Genomic DNA, 18,921 nt, shown 5'->3' on the forward strand with positions numbered 1-18,921 from the left:
GAATTAAAGTTATGCACATTTGTTATTTTTCTGAAAACTTATCCACAAGTATGTTAATATCTTTCCGGATTTGTCAAGACGAACATCCGTACTTATACACAATTTGTGGATAACTTGTGCATAACCTGTGATAATTTTGTGGGAAATCAATATATTGTGTGTATTTTTTCAGAATCAAATGTGAATAAATAAAAATCCCAATGTGGATAGTGTGGAAAAGGTTGTTGATATGTTGGTATAGCTGTATTTTCATTGTGAATAAAATTGTGGGAAAAATTTATCGAAAATGTCTATTGACCAAGATATATGTATACAAAACAATAAGGACCAAAGGGTGTTGCATTCCTGGAACAATAAAGAGGCTGGGACAAAAGATAAAAAACACCATTTTCTCCCGGGAGAAAATGGTGTTTTTTTGATAATTGAAGAAAATTGATTTCCGTTCCGGGGACGCTTTCCGCGGGCCCGGCTCGAGCCTCCTCGGAGCTCAATCCTTCGCTCCTGCGGGGTCTCGAGACTCGGGCTGTTCCCGCAGGAAAGCTTTTGCTTTGCGACTAAGCGTGCGCGACAGGAGCACTCGCCCCGTCACTCCAATCAATTTATTACAAAAAAATCTTTTTGCAGCTCGTTCACTTTATTAGTTATGTCCCAGCCTCGACATTATTTCAGATTTTCCAATTCTTCATGCAGTTCAAGCCATTCGAGTTCCAGCTCACTGTGGGTTTGTTTTAATGAGTCCAACTCGTTTTGCAGCTCCAATGCTTTTTCGTAATCGCTGAAAATTTCAGGTTTGCAGAGCTCAAGTTCGATGTCATTGATTTTATTTTCAATTTGGGACATGTCTTTTTCGATTTCTTCCAATTTTCTTTGTATTTGTCTTTCCCTTTTTCTGATTTCTTTCGCATTTGCCATTGATGAATGGTCCGTTTTGGTTTCTTGTTTTTCTGCCTGTTTTGCCGCATTCATTTCTGCCAATTCCATCAATTCTTGTTTTTTCTCAACATAGTAGTCGTAATCCCCTAAATATTCGAACGTTCCCGTTGAAGATAGTTCGACGACTTTAGTGGCGATCTTATTGATGAAATAGCGGTCATGGGAAACGAAGAGAATGGTTCCCGGATAATCCATCAATGCATTTTCAAGCACTTCCTTGCTGTCTAAATCGAGATGGTTTGTCGGTTCGTCCAAGACAAGGAAGTTCGCTTTTTGCATCATCAGCTTTGCAAGGGCAAGCCGGGCTTTTTCTCCACCGGACAGTGCGTTGACAGGTTTTAACACATCATCGCCGCTGAATAAAAATTGCCCCAATACGGTGCGGATTTCCTTCTCGGGCAGTAACGGCCATTCATCCCACAGTTCATTCAGCACCGTTTTATTACTGTGAAGTTTTGCCTGATCTTGATCATAATAGCCGATTTTGACATTCGTTCCGTATCGGATGTTTCCGGAAAGTGCCGGCAAATCTTTCACAATGGTTTTTAAAAAGGTGGACTTGCCGACACCATTTGGACCGACGATGGCCACCCGATCCTGCCGGAAGATACGCAAATTGATGTTTCTTGAAACGATATGATGTTCATCATAACCGATGGCCAGGTCATCAACGGATAACACATCGTTTCCGCTTTGCCGTTCAATGTCGAAACCGAATTTTGCGGATCTTTCATCGCCTGCCGGGGCATCCATCCATTGCATGCGTTCCAGCATTTTTCTCCGGCTTTTCGCCAGTTTGGAGGTAGATGCGCGGGCGATGTTCTTTTGAATGAACTCTTCCAGCTTGGCTTTCTCATCCTGCTGATGTTCATACATTTTTAAGTCGCGTTCATATTGCTTCGCTTTTTGATCCAAATAATCGCTGTAATTTCCAACATATTTTGTGACGCGGCCTCTTGATACTTCATATACGATATTGACGATCTGATCCAAAAAATAGCGGTCGTGGGAAACCATTAAAATGGCACCGGAATAGGATTTTAAATAATTTTCAAGCCAGCTTAATGTTTCAATATCCAAATGGTTGGTAGGCTCGTCCAAAATTAATAAATCCGGTTTGCTGAGCAGCAGTTTTGCAAGGGCAAGACGGGTGCGTTGACCACCGGATAAGGAAGAAACGGGTTGGTCATACATGTCGGGATAAAATTTCATTCCATGGAGGACGGAACGGGTATCCGCTTCATATTGGTAACCGCCCGCATCTTTGAAGGCATGCTGCAGTTGGTCATATTCCGCCATGATTCGGGAGTAATTCGTCGGATTTTCATAGACGGATGGATCCGCCATTTGCTGCTCCAATTCACGCAACCGCATTTCCTGCTTTTTCAACGGTTCAAAGACCGTCATCATTTCTTCCCAAATGGTCCGCTTCGATTCGAGGCCTGTATGTTGCTCCAAATAACCGATTGTTATATCTTTAGGAATGATGATTTCCCCGGAATCGTATGACATTTGACCGGCGATGATTTTTAACAGGGTGGATTTCCCGGCCCCGTTACGTCCAACCAAAGCAACGCGGTCCCGATGTTGAATTTCCAGTTTGACATCCCTTAATATTTCATCAGATAGGAAAGATTTCGACAGTTGATTCACTTGAAGTATGATCAATTTTTACACCTCAATTCACTCTTCTATAGTGTAATAGAAGAGGGGATTTCAAGCAATGCGCATGCTTTACTTATTGAGCTATGTTTAGTAATATAAAATCAATTTCGATTTGAAAGTAAACAGGGGGATTATCGTGGTGAAAAAAGATATAAAAATTCCACAAGCGACAACAAAAAGACTTCCTCTTTATTATCGCTTCTTGCAAAATTTCGCAAATGCCGGAAAACAGAGAGTTTCATCTCAAGAATTAAGCGAGGCAATGAAAATTGATTCCGCAACAATTCGAAGAGATTTTTCTTATTTCGGAGCTTTAGGAAAAAAAGGATACGGATATGATGTTGCATACTTGCTGGAATTTTTCCGGCAAATTCTCGACCAGGATGAGGGGGCAAACGTTGCCCTTATTGGTGTGGGAAATTTAGGAAATGCTCTATTAAAATATAACTTCCAGAAAAATCATAATACAAGAATCGTCGTTGCTTTTGATACGAAGGCGCCGATGGAGGGGCATGAAGTCAATGGGATCCCGGTTTATCATCCGGATCGATTAGAGGAAATGTATCAAAAATATAATGCGGAGCTTGCCATCTTGACGGTTTCTTCGCGTTCAGCCCAAGCCATTGCGGATCGCCTGGCAGCCATCAATGCAAAAGGGATATTGAATTTTACACCGGTCCGGCTGAACGTTCCGGATACGATGAAAGTGATGAATATCGATTTGGCTGTGGAATTGGAGGCTTTAATCTATTTAATTCGCAATAGTGATTGATGAAAAGTTTTCACAAACATTCATTTGATATGTAATGCAAAATGTGTCGAATTGGGGTAAAATAATTACATATTTAGAGGAGGTGGCATCAATGGTTGTGCACTTAAGTGCAATTTCACCAGCAGCTCTTGTCGTTATAGGGATTGTGGCTTTAATCATTTTTGGACCGAAAAAATTGCCTGAATTTGGACGAGCAATGGGAACGACATTGCGCGAGTTCAAAAAAGGTACGCAAGGGTTATTAGATGATAACGAAAGTACAGAAAAAAAGAATATTATTGAAATAGATCAGCAGCAAAAATCCATTGAAACGGTTGAAACGAAAGAAAGAGAACAGAATAAGTAATTTTGAGGATGTCTAGCAAATGGATCCAAAAGAACTTCCGGTTATAGAACATATAGAGGAATTAAGAAAGCGCTTAATCATATGTGCGGTTTTTTTCGTTATTGCATTATTTGCTGGATTCTACTTGGCGGAGCCGATTATCAAATACATTCAGTATGATGCAGAGCCATTTATCGAACACTTTAAGCAGAATAATGAACAGTTGGATCAATCAAATGAACTCACGTTAAATGCTTTTAAAGTGACCGATCCGCTCACCGTTTATTTGGAAGTGACATTTTTTGTTGCATTGATTTTGACATCGCCGGTGATTTTATATCAACTTTGGGCGTTTGTTGCACCGGGATTGTATGAAGCGGAACGGAAGGCGACATTAAAATATATCCCTTACGCTTTCATCCTGTTTTTGGCGGGCGTATTGTTCGGTTATTTTATCCTTTTTCCGAATGTCATGAATTTCATGATGAATTTGTCCGAGCGGTTAGGAATTCAACAAGTGATTGGGATAAACGAATACTTTTCCTTTCTCTTCAAATTGGTGATTCCTTTTGGGCTTTTGTTTCAACTCCCGGTCATCACCCTGTTTTTATCACGGCTCGGTGTATTGAATCCGAAGTGGATGGTCAAATTCAGAAAGTATTCTTATTTCGTGCTCTTTGTGATTGCCGTACTGATTGCGCCGCCTGATTTGGTTTCGTATATCATCCTGTCGATTCCGTTGTTCATTCTATATGAATTCAGCATTGTGATTGCAAAAATCGGATACAGGAAATTTGAAAAATCGGAAGAACAGCGGTTGAAGGAAGAAAAGGAAGCGGAACAGAAACAACAGGTGGAAGCGGCACTGGCGGAACAACGCCGCCAAATCGAACAAATGAAAGAACAAAATTAAAGCCTATTTTCAATGATGTGAATTCATTGAAAATAGGCTTTTTTTTTTTTCATCTTTAAATTCCTGCAAAAATCAATGATTGAAAAATTGTTGGATTTTATCAATGTTCAATTGCAAGTAAGTAACGAAACCATTCAACAGCATATGGGCAATAATCGGAGTAATTAAACGCTTTGTCTTATAATACAAGTAAGATAGGATAAAGCCGGTAATTGTATAAAGGATAATGTGACTGAAATCCAAATGGATGATGGCAAAGAAGATGGCACTGACAAATGCGGCCACCCAAAAGTTGTTTTGTGCTTGCATGATGGAACCGAAAATTACCCGGCGAAACACAAGTTCTTCCAGGACAGGCCCAAAAAATACGGAAGCAAAAATCATCACCGGTGCGATTTTTGTCACTTTGATAATGGCTTCCGTGTTTTCGGAGCCGGGATTGATGCCTAATGATGATTCAATTTGTACGCCGATCACTTGGCCAAGATAAATCATGAAAAACCCGACAATTCCCCAAACAATGGCCACGGGCAACGGCTTTTTTTCTCCCTTTAAGCAATTCCAAAAGTTTTTATTCCTTGAAATAAGAAGAATGGAGATGATGAATGCAATCCCCGCCGTGATGGAAGACCACCATCCGGCCAAGGCAATATTCGCTGAACTTCCTTCCAAATCAATGAAACTTAAAAAGAAGTTTTTTAGGGGAGGTATCCAAAGTAAAAAGGAAGAAAGTTGAAAAGCGATGTAAGTGATTAATACATAAAATGCTGTTTTTTGAGTTTGCAAATTTTTTGAACTGGCCAATCGTATGATTCCCTCTTTCCCGAAAAAATGTTAAAAATGTAATTGGAGGCATAAACTGACAAGTGTGATTGCTTCTTTTTACTAACCATATTCTATTGTAGAGGAAGTTAGAAAGAAAAGAAATTTTTTATACTTCTCACTTGCAAAAATAGGAACGATTCATTATTATATAATTGTGTTAGCACTCGGTTGGGTGGAGTGCTAATAATGGTAGTTAAAATATGATTTAGGAGGTTGTTTCACTTGCTAAGACCATTAGGAGATCGCGTGATTATCGAATTAGTTGAGGTAGAAGAAAAAACTGCTTCCGGACTTGTACTTCCAGATTCCGCGAAAGAAAAACCACAAGAAGGTAAAGTGGTGGCAGTAGGTCCTGGCCGTGTATTGGACAATGGAACTCGCGTTGAACCTGAAGTAAAAGAAGGAGACGTTATCATCTTCTCCAAATATGCGGGAACAGAAGTGAAATACGAAGGCAAAGAATATTTAATTTTAAGAGAAAGCGACATCTTAGCTGTTTTATAATAAATAGACCGAACAATCAAAATTGCGCCTACTAATTTTTATGAAATGGCAGGCATTTTTATCCCAATTTTGATTACCGAAAGAAAAAATACGGAGGTAAGACAAAATGGCAAAAGACATTAAGTTTGCAGAAGAAGCTCGCGCGTTAATGTTAAAAGGTGTTGATAAATTAGCGAACGCGGTGAAAGTGACATTGGGTCCAAAAGGCCGCAACGTTGTTCTTGAAAAGAAATTCGGTTCACCTTTAATCACAAATGACGGTGTAACAATCGCAAAAGAAATCGAACTTGAAAACCCATATGAAAACATGGGGGCAAAATTGGTTGCTGAAGTTGCTTCCAAAACAAACGAAGTGGCAGGGGACGGTACAACAACTGCAACTGTTTTGGCACAAGCGATGATCCGTGAAGGTTTGAAAAACGTAACAAGCGGTGCAAACCCTGTTGGAATCCGCAAAGGGATTGACAGAGCGGTTGCTGCTGCTATCGAAGAATTGAAAAATATTTCCCGTCCAGTTCAAAACAAAGAAGAAATCGCTCAAGTCGCTTCCATCTCTGCAGCTGATGAAGAAGTGGGTAAATTCATCTCTGAAGCGATGGACCGTGTTGGTACTGACGGTGTTATCACAATCGAAGAATCAAAAGGTTTCGCTACTGAATTGGATGTAGTGGAAGGTATGCAATTCGACCGCGGTTACGTATCCCACTACATGGTAACTGATACAGACAAAATGGAAGCAGTTCTTGAAAATCCTTTCATCTTAATTACAGATAAAAAAATCTCCAGCATCCAAGACATCCTTCCATTATTGGAACAAGTTGTTCAACAAAGCAAACCATTATTAATCATCGCTGAAGATGTTGAAGGTGAAGCTTTGGCAACATTAGTATTGAACAAATTGCGCGGAACATTCCAAGTTGTGGCTGTAAAAGCTCCTGGATTCGGTGATCGCCGCAAAGCGATGCTTGAAGATATCGCTATCTTGACAGGTGGACAAGTGATCACTTCAGACCTTGGTTTAGACTTGAAAACAGCTGACCTTTCTCATCTAGGACGCGCTGGCAAAGTGGTTGTAAACAAAGACAACACTACAATCGTTGAAGGCGCTGGAGACCAAGCTGCGATCGAATCACGCGTAAATCAAATCCGTGCGCAAATCGAAGAAACAACTTCAGAATTCGATAAAGAAAAATTACAAGAACGCTTAGCGAAATTAGCTGGCGGTGTGGCAGTAATCAAAGTGGGTGCTGCTACTGAAACAGAATTGAAAGAACGCAAACTTCGCATTGAAGACGCATTAAACGCTACACGTGCAGCGGTGGAAGAAGGTATCGTTGCAGGTGGTGGTACTGCATTAGTAAATGTTTACAAAGCAGTAGAAAAAGTATTGGATGAAACAGAAGGCGATGTAGCAACTGGTGTGAAAATCGTGCTTCGCGCCCTTGAAGAACCAGTTCGTCAAATCGCAGAAAATGCCGGCTTAGAAGGTTCAATCATCGTAGACCGCTTAAAACGCGAAGAAGTGGGAATCGGCTTCAATGCTGCTACAGGTGAATGGGTGAACATGATCGAAGCTGGTATTGTTGACCCAGCAAAAGTAACTCGTTCCGCATTACAAAATGCTGCATCTGTTGCTGCATTGTTCTTAACAACTGAAGCGGTGGTGGCTGACATTCCTGAACCACCAGCACAAAATCCAGGTATGCCAGATATGGGCGGCATGATGTAATCGAAAGACTTCAATAACACCATCTTTTGGAAACGGTGAAATGGTTAAAGGGTTCTTTCCATCCCAATGGAGAGAACCCTTTTTTATGCTTTTATATTGAAATTTATGCTCAATCAGAATAATCTGTTCGCGCGGAAAAAAGATACCTGTTTTCTCTTTCGTTCTACATGGCTTTCAAGATAAAATAATTGAACTAGCAGTTTTAAATCTATAAAACCTAAAAGAAGAATTCGCCCCAAAAGCCGGAGTTGGAATCAAACTTTTGGGGTGATTTTATATTTCTATAATTTAAAATAAAATTTATAAGAATAGTATGTTTTAAAATCTGAAAAATTATTTTATAATAATGAATAATTCACTATGCTATGTTGTATTTTATATGGAACAAAAATTTCAAAGGAATATTGGATAGATTTTTCACGGGTTGGTATTGAAAATCATCTGAAACGAAGAACAAATGGAAGTGCAAAATCGTTTTATTATATAAAACAACCGTATGTAAGATGCAACCAATGTTCCATATCTGTTTCTTTTTGATAATTTTCTTTTCATGTATAATACAATTAGCTAGTTTTTGTAATGAAACATCATTGTGTGTGGAGGTTTCTTATGGAAGCATTAGATATTTTAGATAGTTTAAACGAAATGACCGTGTTTTATGAGCCAATTTTTAGTGCGGATTCGCATTCGATTGTCGCTTATGAAGTTTCCGGAAAACTTACAGTAGACGACAAAACGATCGATATTATCGATTTTACATACGATTCTACGATGCCTGAAGATTTGCGGAAAGAAGTGGAGCTTTATTTAATTGATAAAGCTTTGTCGGAAACGAAGGACGCACTAAAAGAATATTATCTTTACCTTCCTTGCAACCCAAATCTGTTTATGACGGATATAGGTGACGCCTATTTCCAAACTATCAAGAAAAATGTTGATGAATCGCTATTATCAAAAATCTACCTGGTGATTCCGGCGCATAAGTATGAAGGGGAAGCCGAGGATTTGCATCATCCGATCCGGTATATGAAAACATATGGAGTCAAAATTGCTTTGGACGAAATCGGAAAAGACAGCAATCTGGATCAAATTTTAATGTTGGAGCCCGCCGTCTTAATCATTAATATCAGCCAATTGAATTATGATGCATGGGGTTCCCAAAATCCCGTTTTTACGACTATTCAAAATTTGGCGATCAAAATGGGCGCCGCTTTAATGTTTCATGATATTAAAACGGACTATCAATTGCATCATGCTTGGAAACATGGTGCCCGTTATTTCAAGGGAGAATATTTACAGAAACCTTCTACACAGTTGAATCCGAAAGATGCATTAAAAGAGCGGTTCCGCAATGATTGCAAACAGTTTATCGCAACGGAAAGAAAGCAGCTGGAATTGAAATATGAAGAAATGAAAAAATTGAAACGAAACATTTCGACCATCGTGGAACAATCAAAAATACAAAGCAATGATGTGGAGTCACTCTTGGCGTTGGCAAGAAAACTGAATCAATATGCTTTTCGATTTTATATTTGCAATGAAGAAGGTTTTCAAATTTCACCAAATATCGTGCGCAAAAATGGTGAATGGGTAGTGGAAGAAGAGGCGCTCGGAAAAAACTGGAGTTGGCGACCATATTTTCTATTGAATATCATTAAATTAAAAGATGATGCGAAAGGTGAATTGTCAAATATCTATAGCGATATTAAGACAGGGGAATTGACGCGCACGTTTTCAATGAAACTGGATGACGATGAATATTTATTTGTCGACATTTCGCACGATTATTTATATGAACATAACCTATTGATATGATGATGCTGTTCATAACCAACCAACAGCAGTGTCGGAGGCCGTCCGGAAAGCCTGACTTTCTGGATGGCTTTATTTTTTGCGGCAAGGAAAACGAATTTTCCTTGCAAAGGCATCATAAAATCTATTGATTGTCATAAGCGCGTAAAGGAGGAAGTGCCATACAAATACATGTCGTTCGGCCGGGAGAAACGATTTGGGGAATCGCGCAAAGCTACAATGTAAATGCTCAAACAATCATACAAACCAATCAAATCGAAGCCCCCGATGAATTAGTGGTAGGGCAAGCCATTGTCATTCCGATTGTAGGAAGCTTTTACTGGGTTCAGCCTGGGGATACCCTTTTTACCATCGCCCAACGTTTTGGGGTGAACTATATTACCCTTGCGCAAGTGAACGGTCTCAATCCCAATCAACCATTGCTTCCAGGATTAAGATTATACATTCCTCCGCGGCAGAAAACGGATGCCGAAGTGAATATTTACATTGAACCGACCGGAGATGCAGTCAGCCAAGTACTGTTGAACAGCGCCAGGGAGGTGGGAAGACACCTCACTTACTTGGCGACATTCAGTTATCAGGCAAGAAGAGATGGCAGCCTTGTGCCGATGCCGATTCAGGGAATCCCGGAGGTGGCCCGCAATAGTGGAGCTTCCTTGATGCTTGTTGTGACGAATTTGGAAAATGGCCAGTTTAGCGGGGAACTGGGCAGGGATATACTGCAAAGTTCAGCCGTGCAAGATGTTCTTCTCGATAACATCATTGAAGAAGCAAAACGCATTGGAGGCGTATCGGATATTCATTTTGACTTTGAGTTTTTGCCGCCGGATCAGAGAGAAGCCTACAATAATTTTTTAAGGAAAGCGGCGGATCGTCTACATGCGGAAGGATTGCTGATTTCCAGTGCGTTAGCGCCGAAATTGTCCCGGGAGCAAGCGGGGCAATGGTACGAAGCCCATGATTACAGAGCCCACGGGGAAATTGTTGATTTTGTTGTATTAATGACTTATGAATGGGGGTACTCAGGGGGACCGCCAATGCCGGTGTCGCCCATTACGGAAGTGGAGAAAGTATTGAATTATGCTTTGACGGAAATTCCTCAGGAAAAGATTATGATGGGGCAAAATTTATATGGCTATGATTGGACTCTTCCCTATGTGGAAGGGGGAAAATACGCGAGAGCCATCAGTCCCCAGCAAGCCATTGCCATCGCCCGCGATCATCATGCGGAAATCCAATATGATTACGTTGCCCAAGCGCCATATTTCTATTATATCGATGATGAAGGAAACCGGCATGAAGTGTGGTTTGAAGATGCCAGATCCATTCAGGCTAAGTTCGATTTGCTGAAACGATTGAATTTGCGCGGAATCAGTTATTGGAAGTTAAGTTTTGCGTTTCCGCAAAATTGGTTGTTGATCCAGGACAACTTTAACGTGACAAAAAGGTGAGAGGGTATTCGTGTCCGTTAAAAAGTAAAAGAAATCCTCCAAATGAAAAGCCCGGCTTCCGGCAGAAAGGTTTGATGCTTCAAATGGATTGAACCGGGCTTTTTTGTGTTTATGTCTTAAAATCTCTCTTTTATAACAAAAAATTACTTGATAATAGCAATCAAATACCGGTATATTGAGCTGGGAATCATACCGGCAGAAAATAACAAGTTTAATCCGAAGCGCTCTGTCACATATACTGAATTTGTTACGTCCGCTGTACGATTTGCCCGCAAAGCGGTTGAAATGGACGTTGAGTTTTAAACAAGCCACTGGGCTTGTCTAAAAAGTCCATAAAAACAGAGCGAATGGAGAAAACAATGAGTTTTTCCATTCGCTCTGTTTCCTTATTTTTGAAATTGGTTTGGGAATTTGCGGCCCATTTCAGTATGTTGTGGGCCATTGCCACAATCCCGAATTCTGTTCGGACTTTATGAAGCCCCCGTAACAGAAATCGAGTGAAACGCAAATTGCCCTTGATGTTCCCGAACACACTTTCGACATCCACTTTACGCTTCGCATAAAGAGCTGCCTTTTGTTCGTCACCAAGAGCTGCTTTGGCTTTCGCTTTCATTTCTTCATAAATCGTGTTCCAATATACTCGACGATTTCCTTTGGCTTTCGTACACCCATTCTTCAACGGGCAATCCGTACAATCTTCACACTCGTACACTTTCAAATCTTGTATGTATCCAGATGCATTTTTTCTTTTTTGATAATACTTGAATACGACTTTCCGATTGTTCGGACAGATAAAGCAATCGTCTTCTTCGATGTATTTCCAGTTTTGTACTTTTGATAAATCCTTTTTAAACTTTTTACTTTGTTCCTTCAAATAGGTTTGGTATGGGGCTAATAATTCAAAACGAGGTTCTTTTTCTTCGCCAATCGCATATAAATAGTTTTCTTCACTCGCATATCCTGCATCGGCAATGACATACTTGAGTTTCTTTTCCTTCGGTATCGATTCCAATAACTTTTCCATAAATGGTTGGAAACAGCGAGTATCTCCTGGATTTTGATAAATTTCAAATCCCACGATAAATTGATGTTGTGTGGCGAGTTGAACATTATAACCCGCCTTGAGTTGGCCGTTTTTCATATGGTCCTCTTTCATTCGCATAAAAGTGGCCTCATGGTCGGTTTTCGAGTAGCTATTTCGTTCACCTAGAATCTGTTTTTGTACTTTGTATTTTCGTAATCGTGGAAGATAATCCGTTTGAATCGTTTTCAGTTGTTTGGTGAGTTGGGATTTTTTAGAGCGAAGTTCTTTTTTTCTTTCTTTGTCTTCTTCCTGTTTATAATCTTTTTCCAAAGCTTCTATTCTCTCAGAAAGTTGTGCCGATGATTTTTCTAATTCTTCTTCTAATTGTTCTTCTTTTAATTCCTCCAAGGCGATTTGGTGCGCTTCTTGTAGAAACGATTGAATTTTGGCTCGTAGTTTCTGATCATATTTTTCTACGGATTTTCGCCATACAAACGTATATTTGTTGGCATTCGCTTCTATTTTCGTACCATCCACAAAAATATGGTCGAGGTCGATAAATCCTTGTTCTACTAGTTGAAGGACAAATTGTTCAAATACAGAATCCATCATGTTTGACATACGAACACTACGAAAATCATTTATTGTGCGATGGTCAGGGGTTTGCAATCCCGCCAACCACATCATCGGAAGATTTTCTTTCACCATTTGCGCCATTTTCCGACTTGAATAAACGTTTTGAGTGTACGCATATAAAATCACTTTCAATAACATTTTAGGGTGATAGGGTGCACGACCCCCACCAACATAATGAGTATACAACACTTCATCCGGAATCGATTCCACCATTTCATCCACTAAACGGGCGACATGATTTTCAGGAATATACATTTCGATATCTAAAATGCTCATGACTTGACGATTGCAATAAGGTTGGAAAACTAGCTTTTTGCGTTTCTTATTCTTTTGAACCTCTATTTTTTGAATACCCTCTAGAGTCATTTCTAATTGCGTGTTATAATTTTCTTGAATAGTCATTTGATTATTCATAAGAAATCGTCCTTTCTTTAGAATGTTTTTTTGGTCAATTTCATTCTATAAAAAAGGACGATTTTTTTGTACCCTAAAAACAGAAAAAAGGGCTGAGCCGAAGGTCGATTCAATCGACTTTTCGGACAGCCCCATTTTGGTATTGGGCAGATAGTTGAAAAATAAAAAAATGCTTCCCGAAGACTTCGTTATTGTTTATAATATTCGTATATGAATAAATGTTTATATACGAATTGGTGGTGAGTGCAGTGGAAAACGATAAAGAACTTCATGATAACGATGAAGAACTATTTGATTTGGATGAAGAGACATTGTTTTTAGTATCCCAAACCTTTAAAGCGTTGAGCGATCCAACCCGAATCCGGATCTTATACTTGCTTTCCAAAAAAGAGTGTTCAGTGAGTGAGATTGCAAAAAAATTAAATTTAAGCCAACCGAACGTTTCCCATCAATTGCGTTTTTTAAAAAACTTGCGCCTTGTCAAATATCGGAGGGAAGGAACGACGCTGTATTATTCCACCGATGATGACCACATTATGCATATGTTGTACCAAACGATCGAGCATTCGCAGCATAATTAACAAAAAAATATATATGAACATATACTAATATAAAAGGAGGTATGATGATGGGACATGGACATCATCATGCACATCACGATCATACACATGGTGCCAATAAGAAAACATTAACCATCGCATTTTTTATCATCGCCGCCTACATGGTTGTGGAAGCAATCGGCGGTATAGTGACAAACAGCCTTGCATTGCTTTCCGATGCCGGACATATGTTGAGCGATGCCATTTCATTGGGTGTCGGTGTCCTTGCTTTCAAGTTTGGAGAGAAGGTGGCGGATTACAGCAGGACTTACGGGTACCGGCGTTTTGAAATATTGGCCGCCGTTTTTAACGGGGTCACATTGATGATCATTTCCATTTTCATTTTTATTGAAGCCATTGAACGCTTTGTTCGCCCCACGGAAATTTCATCCCATGGCATGTTAGGGATTGCAATTTTCGGATTGGCAGTCAATATGCTTGTGGCATGGATATTGATGCGCGGCGGAGATACGCACGATAATTTAAATATGCGGGCGGCTTTTCTCCATGTGATCGGTGACATGTTGGGCTCTGCTGCCGCAATTCTGGCCGCGATATTCATAATGCTTTTTGATTGGAAATGGATGGACCCGCTGGCAAGTATCATCGTGGCGCTTATCATCATCAAGGGCGGCTACCGGGTGACGAAAGATTCCATTCATGTATTGATGGAAGGCACGCCAAGCAACGTCAACATCGATGAAATCATATCATTATTTAATAATACGCCAGGCATTATCGGGATTCACGATTTGCATGTATGGTGTATTACCAGCGGTCAAAATGCGTTATCGTGCCATGCGGTAGTGGAAGACAGTTTATCATTAAAAGACATACAAAAAATATTAAAAAATATCGAACACGAACTGTTGCATTTGGGGATTGCCCATATGACAGTGCAAATTGAGGACGGGGAACATGTGCATGATGATTCCGTCTTATGCAAGAATAACGGCCATTCCCATCATCACCACCATCACCATCACTAAAATGAAGCCTCCATCAAGGGAAGATGGAGGCTATCGTTGTTGCAATATTTTCTTTAACTCTTCCAAGACCTCTTTCAGCGGCTGTTTTTCTCCCGCTTCAAAAAAGTGGTTGAACGGATCTCCTGATGCCTTTACCCTTTCCATGACGGTTGGAATGGTAAAGTTATTTGGATGCAATCCTTCCTTCACTTCTTCCCATAGCAGCGGTGTGGCTACACATCCCCATTCATTTCCCCGCGGCGAGTAGGGGGCGATGATGGTTTTTCCCTCGGCATGTTGCACATAGTCCAAGTATAATTTATTCCCTCTTTTCTTTTTCAGCCTTTCCAATGTGAACATTTGCGGGTTCCGATCGACTAAGAACCGGCAAATGAATTCAGTAAAAATACGGGTTTCATCATAAGTGAACCGGTTTTTTGGAAGGGGAAGATAGACTTGCAACCCTTTGCCGCCGGAGGTTTTTACGAATGAATGGAGTTGAAACTGGTCAAAGATGGCTTTCATTCTTAATGCGGCTTCCATTGCAAGCGGAAATTCATTCACCGACGGCGGATCCAAATCGAATACGATTTCAGTCGGACAATCGGTATCGACCGTCTGAAAAGGGATATGGAATTCCAATGCCAATTGATTGCCGAGCCAGAATAAGGTTTCCAAGTCATTGCAAACAATATAATCAATATCATCGATCCGTTTGGTTTGTACAAAATCCGGTGCATAATCCGGAACATTTTTTTGATAAAAATGTTCTTCAAGTACGCCGTGGGGAAACCGGATGGTAGTTAGAACACGGTTTTGCAAAAAGGGAAGCAAATAAGGGGCAATGGTTTCCAAATAAAGTAGATAATCCACTTTCAACAAATTCATTTTCGGCCAAACCGGTTTATCCGGATGGGTGATTTCTACTTGTTCGGGGATTGGATGAAGTTGATTCTGGAAAGTTTTCCAATTACATTCTTCAGGTGTCAAGTCGAAACGGAAAGAATGGAATCTCGGCTCCCTCAATTTTTTTCCATCAAAATCGATGCATGCGATATCGACGCAAATGGAAGGGGGCAAAGTCCAAATGGAATCGAAAGTTTTTTCTCCCTTTGTCTGGAAAAAGGCGGCGAGTGTCTGAAATTCTTCATTGGAAAGGCCATGTTTAAAAGCGGTGACTTCCATTAATTGATTGTCCTTATATATGGCGCCGGTGAAATAATCATTTTCTTTGTTGAAAGTGTGAACGATAACCGATACATAGCGCCAATTTTTTATTTTCAGCCAGTCCGTTGTTCTTTTTCCGCTTGTCCAAAGGCTGTTTTTTCGCTTGGCGACCATCCCTTCACCATTATGTTTTTTGATTCTTTCCCAAAGTGCATCGCCTTGTTCATAGCTTTCAATACATTGGATTTGCCCGCGATGATAAAATGTGGTTTTTCCTGGAATTCCGGCTTTTCCAAACAATTGGGATAATTGTTTTTTCCGTTCGACGAGAGGAAGCCTTTGCAGATCTTCCCCCTTTGCCATCAACAAATCAAAGGCGATGTATTGGCAAGGAAATTGTTTGCTTGCCTGTCGGATTTTTTGAGTGGATTTTGTTTTTCCGCGGGATTGGACGACGGAGAAATTGCTTCGAAAATTGTTTTCCAAGTAGACGATTTCACCATCCAATGTCAGCGGAAGAAAAGGTTTTACCTTTGGATAAGAATGTTTGCAAAAATCGATCAGTTCCGGAAAGAGGGGCGACAAATCCCGATGATTTCTGCTGATGATTGCGGGAACTTCTTCTTCCCATTGCAAAATCGCCCGATATCCATCATATTTTGCCTCATATATCCATTGATCTCCTGTTGGCCATTCGTCAGCGGATGTCAACAACATCGGTTTCATGGCATAACCTCTTTTTTCATTATTGTTCAACGGCACGCAAAGGATATACATAGTTCTTTTTCAATAAAGCATAATAAGAAAAAAGTAGGTGACGTTATGCACACGATGTGGAAAGGCAGCATCAGTTTCGGTTTAGTGAACATACCAGTAAAGCTGCATGCGGCCACAGAAGATAAAGATGTGAAATTGAGGCAACTCCATAAAGAATGCCATACGCCGATCAATTATAAAAAGGTGTGTCCCGTTTGCGACCGGGAAGTAAAAAATGAGGAGATTGTCAAAGCTTTTGAATATGCAAAGAATAAATTCGTCGTGCTGGACGAGGAAGATTTGGAAGCATTAAGAAAAGAAAATGAAGAAAAAGCGGTTGAGATTCTGGAATTTGTGAAGCTGGAAGAGATTGACCCGATTTATTTTCAAAGAAGCTACTTTTTATCGCCGGATACAGGAGGAATGAAAGCCTACGCATTGCTCCGGCAAGCCTTGAAAGAATCAGGAAAAATAGGCGTGGCGAAAATTACGATCCGTTCAAAAGAGCAGTTGGCGGTTGTGAGAGTATATGAAGATACCTTGTTGATGGAAACCATTTATTTTCCGGATGAAGTGAGAAAGTCCAGTGATGTACCAAACATTCCCGGTGCGGAAAAAGTGGTGGAAAAAGAATTGGAAACGGCATTGATGTTGATCGATCAATTGACGGTGAAATTCGAACCGGAGAAATATCATGATGAATACCGCACAGCTCTTCTTGAATTGATCGAGAAGAAAAAAGCGGGAGAAACGGTGACTGCCGCAGAGAAAAATCCGGCCATCCCGCCGGATATGACAGATTTAATGAGCGCTCTCGAAGCATCATTGAACAAAGTGAAAAAGAAACCTGCAGCCAAAAAGAAAAAGGCAAAAGAGAAGAAGGAAGCGTAGCGCTTTATTAAAAAAGGACATTCCAAAGGAGATGCCTTTGAAATGTCCTTAATCTTTTGGATTATAAACTGTCGCCGAAATCCGCTCTGAATTTTTCGACAAGGCGTTCCGGCCAATCGGATAACGCATCCAATTTTCCAACGAAGAATCTTAATACTTTTGGCTCGTCCACATATTTTAAGCCCTCGATGATGTCCCGGTTTTCATATAGCCAACTAACCCGGTCGACTACATATTGAATTTGGGACAATGTGAAAACTCGTCGAGGAACGGCAAGGCGAACCAATTCCATATTGGCAAGTTGTTCTACGCCGTTTTCATCCCGGGCTTCCGACATCGTTCCCCGTTCCATGCCCCGCACTCCGCTTGCGATGTAAATGGCAGCCGCCAATGCTCCCGCAGGATACTCATGTTGCGGTACATGTGGCAGGAATTCCATTGCATTGATATGGCAGCCGAGACCTCCAGGAGGTGTAACAACCGGCACACCCTTTTTAAGCAATTCATTCGTCATGTATTCGATGAAGAGCGGTCCCTGGTTGATCATTTCTTCGTCCATTGTTTCTTCCAAACCGATGGCAATGGCTTCGATTTCACGGACACTCATTCCGCCATATGTTAAGAATCCTTCATATAGTGTCACATACTCACGCATTGCACGCATATCTTCTTCACTATCTGTGATGATGCCTCCACCGCGGGCGAATCCGAGTTTACGTGCAGAGAAGTAGATAATATCGCACAAGTCGGAAATTTGCCGTGTGATTTCACGGATTGTCATATTCTTGCATTCATCTTCTCTCTGTTTGATGAAGTACAAGTTGTCTTGCAGCAAGCTTGCATCAAGCACCAATTTGATTCCGTATTCATCACAAACTTTGCGCACTTCCCGCAAATTGGCCAAAGAGAATGGTTGTCCACCGATCAAGTTTGTACCGGCTTCCATGCGGACAAATGGGACATTTTCAGCCCCGACCTCCCGGATGAGGCCGATAAGTTTTTCGATATCGATGTTTCCTTTGAAAGGATGATCGCTGTTTAATTTCAATGCTTCATCCGTAAAGATTTCAACAACTTTTCCGCCGTTTTTTGTTATATGGGCATGGGTTGTTGTAAAGTGATAGTTCATTGGAACATATGTGCCTGGTCTTACATATGTAGTGCTTAAAATATTTTCACAAGCACGGCCTTGGTGAGCCGGAAGGAAATATTTTTTTCCGAAGATCTCTTGAATGGTTTTTTCCAGTCTTGTGAAAGAAGCGCTTCCCGCATAGCTGTCATCCGCTTCTAACATGGCAGCTTGCTGGCGGTCACTCATGGCGTTGACACCGCTGTCTGTCAACATATCCAAAAATACGTCTTTATTTTGCAGAAGAAACGTATTAAACCCGGCTTCTTTCATCGCCTTTAAACGTTCTTCCACCGGCAGCAAATTAAGTTTTTGAATGATGCGGACTTTATGCATTTCCAAAGGTATCTTTTCCCCTGAATAAAACTTAACAGTCATTTGATCTTCCTCCTGCCTCTTTATCCCTTT

Annotated in this window: 15 protein-coding genes; 10 read left to right on the forward strand and 5 right to left on the reverse strand. The window is 40.6% G+C overall.

Features of this window, described 5'->3' with window-relative positions; translation table 11 throughout:
• Window positions 1-660: 660 nt before the first annotated feature.
• Entirely contained in the window at window positions 661-2,601 is a 1,941-nt protein-coding gene (locus tag NSS77_RS07795; protein ID WP_342471080.1) for an ABC-F family ATP-binding cassette domain-containing protein, read from the reverse strand.
• A 136-nt stretch (window positions 2,602-2,737) separates the two neighbouring features.
• On the opposite strand from NSS77_RS07795, the gene NSS77_RS07800 reads away from it, so the two are divergent.
• The 3 genes from NSS77_RS07800 to tatC all read left to right on the forward strand — a co-directional run bounded on the left by NSS77_RS07800 (window position 2,738) and on the right by tatC (window position 4,608).
• On the forward strand, window positions 2,738-3,370 hold the full coding sequence (locus NSS77_RS07800; protein WP_342471227.1) for a redox-sensing transcriptional repressor Rex: 633 nt from the start codon (window positions 2,738-2,740) through the stop codon (window positions 3,368-3,370).
• A 91-nt stretch (window positions 3,371-3,461) separates the two neighbouring features.
• Entirely contained in the window at window positions 3,462-3,716 is a 255-nt protein-coding gene (locus NSS77_RS07805; RefSeq protein ID WP_096549778.1) for a twin-arginine translocase TatA/TatE family subunit, read from the forward strand.
• A gap of 19 nt (window positions 3,717-3,735) precedes the next feature.
• Window positions 3,736-4,608, forward strand: coding sequence for a twin-arginine translocase subunit TatC (gene tatC / locus NSS77_RS07810; RefSeq protein WP_342471081.1), 873 nt, complete (start codon window positions 3,736-3,738; stop codon window positions 4,606-4,608).
• Window positions 4,609-4,680: 72 nt separating this feature from the next.
• Here tatC and NSS77_RS07815 read toward each other — a convergent pair whose 3' ends face one another.
• On the reverse strand, window positions 4,681-5,412 hold the full coding sequence (locus NSS77_RS07815) for a type II CAAX endopeptidase family protein (RefSeq protein WP_096549776.1): 732 nt from the start codon (window positions 5,410-5,412) through the stop codon (window positions 4,681-4,683).
• 243 nt (window positions 5,413-5,655) lie between these two features.
• Here NSS77_RS07815 and groES point away from each other — a divergent pair, with 243 nt between their 5' ends.
• From groES to NSS77_RS07835, 4 genes are all read left to right on the forward strand, one after another.
• Window positions 5,656-5,937: a co-chaperone GroES gene (gene groES, locus NSS77_RS07820; RefSeq protein ID WP_342471082.1), complete on the forward strand. Its 282-nt coding sequence runs from the start codon at window positions 5,656-5,658 to the stop codon at window positions 5,935-5,937.
• Window positions 5,938-6,043: 106 nt separating this feature from the next.
• Window positions 6,044-7,666, forward strand: coding sequence for a chaperonin GroEL (gene groL / locus NSS77_RS07825; RefSeq protein WP_342471083.1), 1,623 nt, complete (start codon window positions 6,044-6,046; stop codon window positions 7,664-7,666).
• 609 nt (window positions 7,667-8,275) lie between these two features.
• Window positions 8,276-9,481 carry an EAL-associated domain-containing protein gene (locus NSS77_RS07830; protein ID WP_342471084.1) on the forward strand — a complete coding sequence of 402 codons (1,206 nt, stop codon included), beginning with the start codon at window positions 8,276-8,278 and terminating at the stop codon, window positions 9,479-9,481.
• 158 nt (window positions 9,482-9,639) lie between these two features.
• Window positions 9,640-10,929 carry a glycoside hydrolase family 18 protein gene (locus NSS77_RS07835; RefSeq protein ID WP_342471228.1) on the forward strand — a complete coding sequence of 430 codons (1,290 nt, stop codon included), beginning with the start codon at window positions 9,640-9,642 and terminating at the stop codon, window positions 10,927-10,929.
• 247 nt (window positions 10,930-11,176) lie between these two features.
• On the opposite strand, the gene NSS77_RS07840 is transcribed toward NSS77_RS07835, so the two are convergent.
• Complete coding sequence (locus NSS77_RS07840) at window positions 11,177-13,003, reverse strand: IS1182 family transposase (RefSeq protein WP_342471085.1); 1,827 nt, start codon at window positions 13,001-13,003, stop codon at window positions 11,177-11,179.
• Window positions 13,004-13,251: 248 nt separating this feature from the next.
• On the opposite strand from NSS77_RS07840, the gene NSS77_RS07845 reads away from it, so the two are divergent.
• Entirely contained in the window at window positions 13,252-13,584 is a 333-nt protein-coding gene (locus NSS77_RS07845; RefSeq protein WP_342471086.1) for a metalloregulator ArsR/SmtB family transcription factor, read from the forward strand.
• Window positions 13,585-13,631: 47 nt separating this feature from the next.
• Window positions 13,632-14,591 (forward strand): cation diffusion facilitator family transporter, encoded by a 960-nt coding sequence (locus NSS77_RS07850; protein WP_342471087.1) that lies wholly within the window; start codon window positions 13,632-13,634, stop codon window positions 14,589-14,591.
• Between the two features lie 30 nt (window positions 14,592-14,621).
• Here NSS77_RS07850 and NSS77_RS07855 read toward each other — a convergent pair whose 3' ends face one another.
• Window positions 14,622-16,463, reverse strand: a complete 1,842-nt coding sequence (locus NSS77_RS07855; RefSeq protein WP_342471088.1) for a DNA ligase D — start codon at window positions 16,461-16,463, stop codon at window positions 14,622-14,624.
• Between the two features lie 96 nt (window positions 16,464-16,559).
• Between NSS77_RS07855 and NSS77_RS07860 the strand changes: the two genes are divergently transcribed.
• Window positions 16,560-17,384, forward strand: coding sequence for a Ku protein (locus NSS77_RS07860; RefSeq protein WP_342471089.1), 825 nt, complete (start codon window positions 16,560-16,562; stop codon window positions 17,382-17,384).
• Window positions 17,385-17,445: 61 nt separating this feature from the next.
• Here the strand turns inward: NSS77_RS07860 and NSS77_RS07865 are convergent, their stop codons facing one another.
• Entirely contained in the window at window positions 17,446-18,891 is a 1,446-nt protein-coding gene (locus tag NSS77_RS07865) for a tryptophanase (protein WP_342471090.1), read from the reverse strand.
• Window positions 18,892-18,921: the final 30 nt, after the last annotated feature.

Source organism: Ureibacillus sp. FSL K6-3587 (assembly GCF_038593165.1).
Taxonomy (GTDB): domain Bacteria; phylum Bacillota; class Bacilli; order Bacillales_A; family Planococcaceae; genus Ureibacillus; species Ureibacillus suwonensis.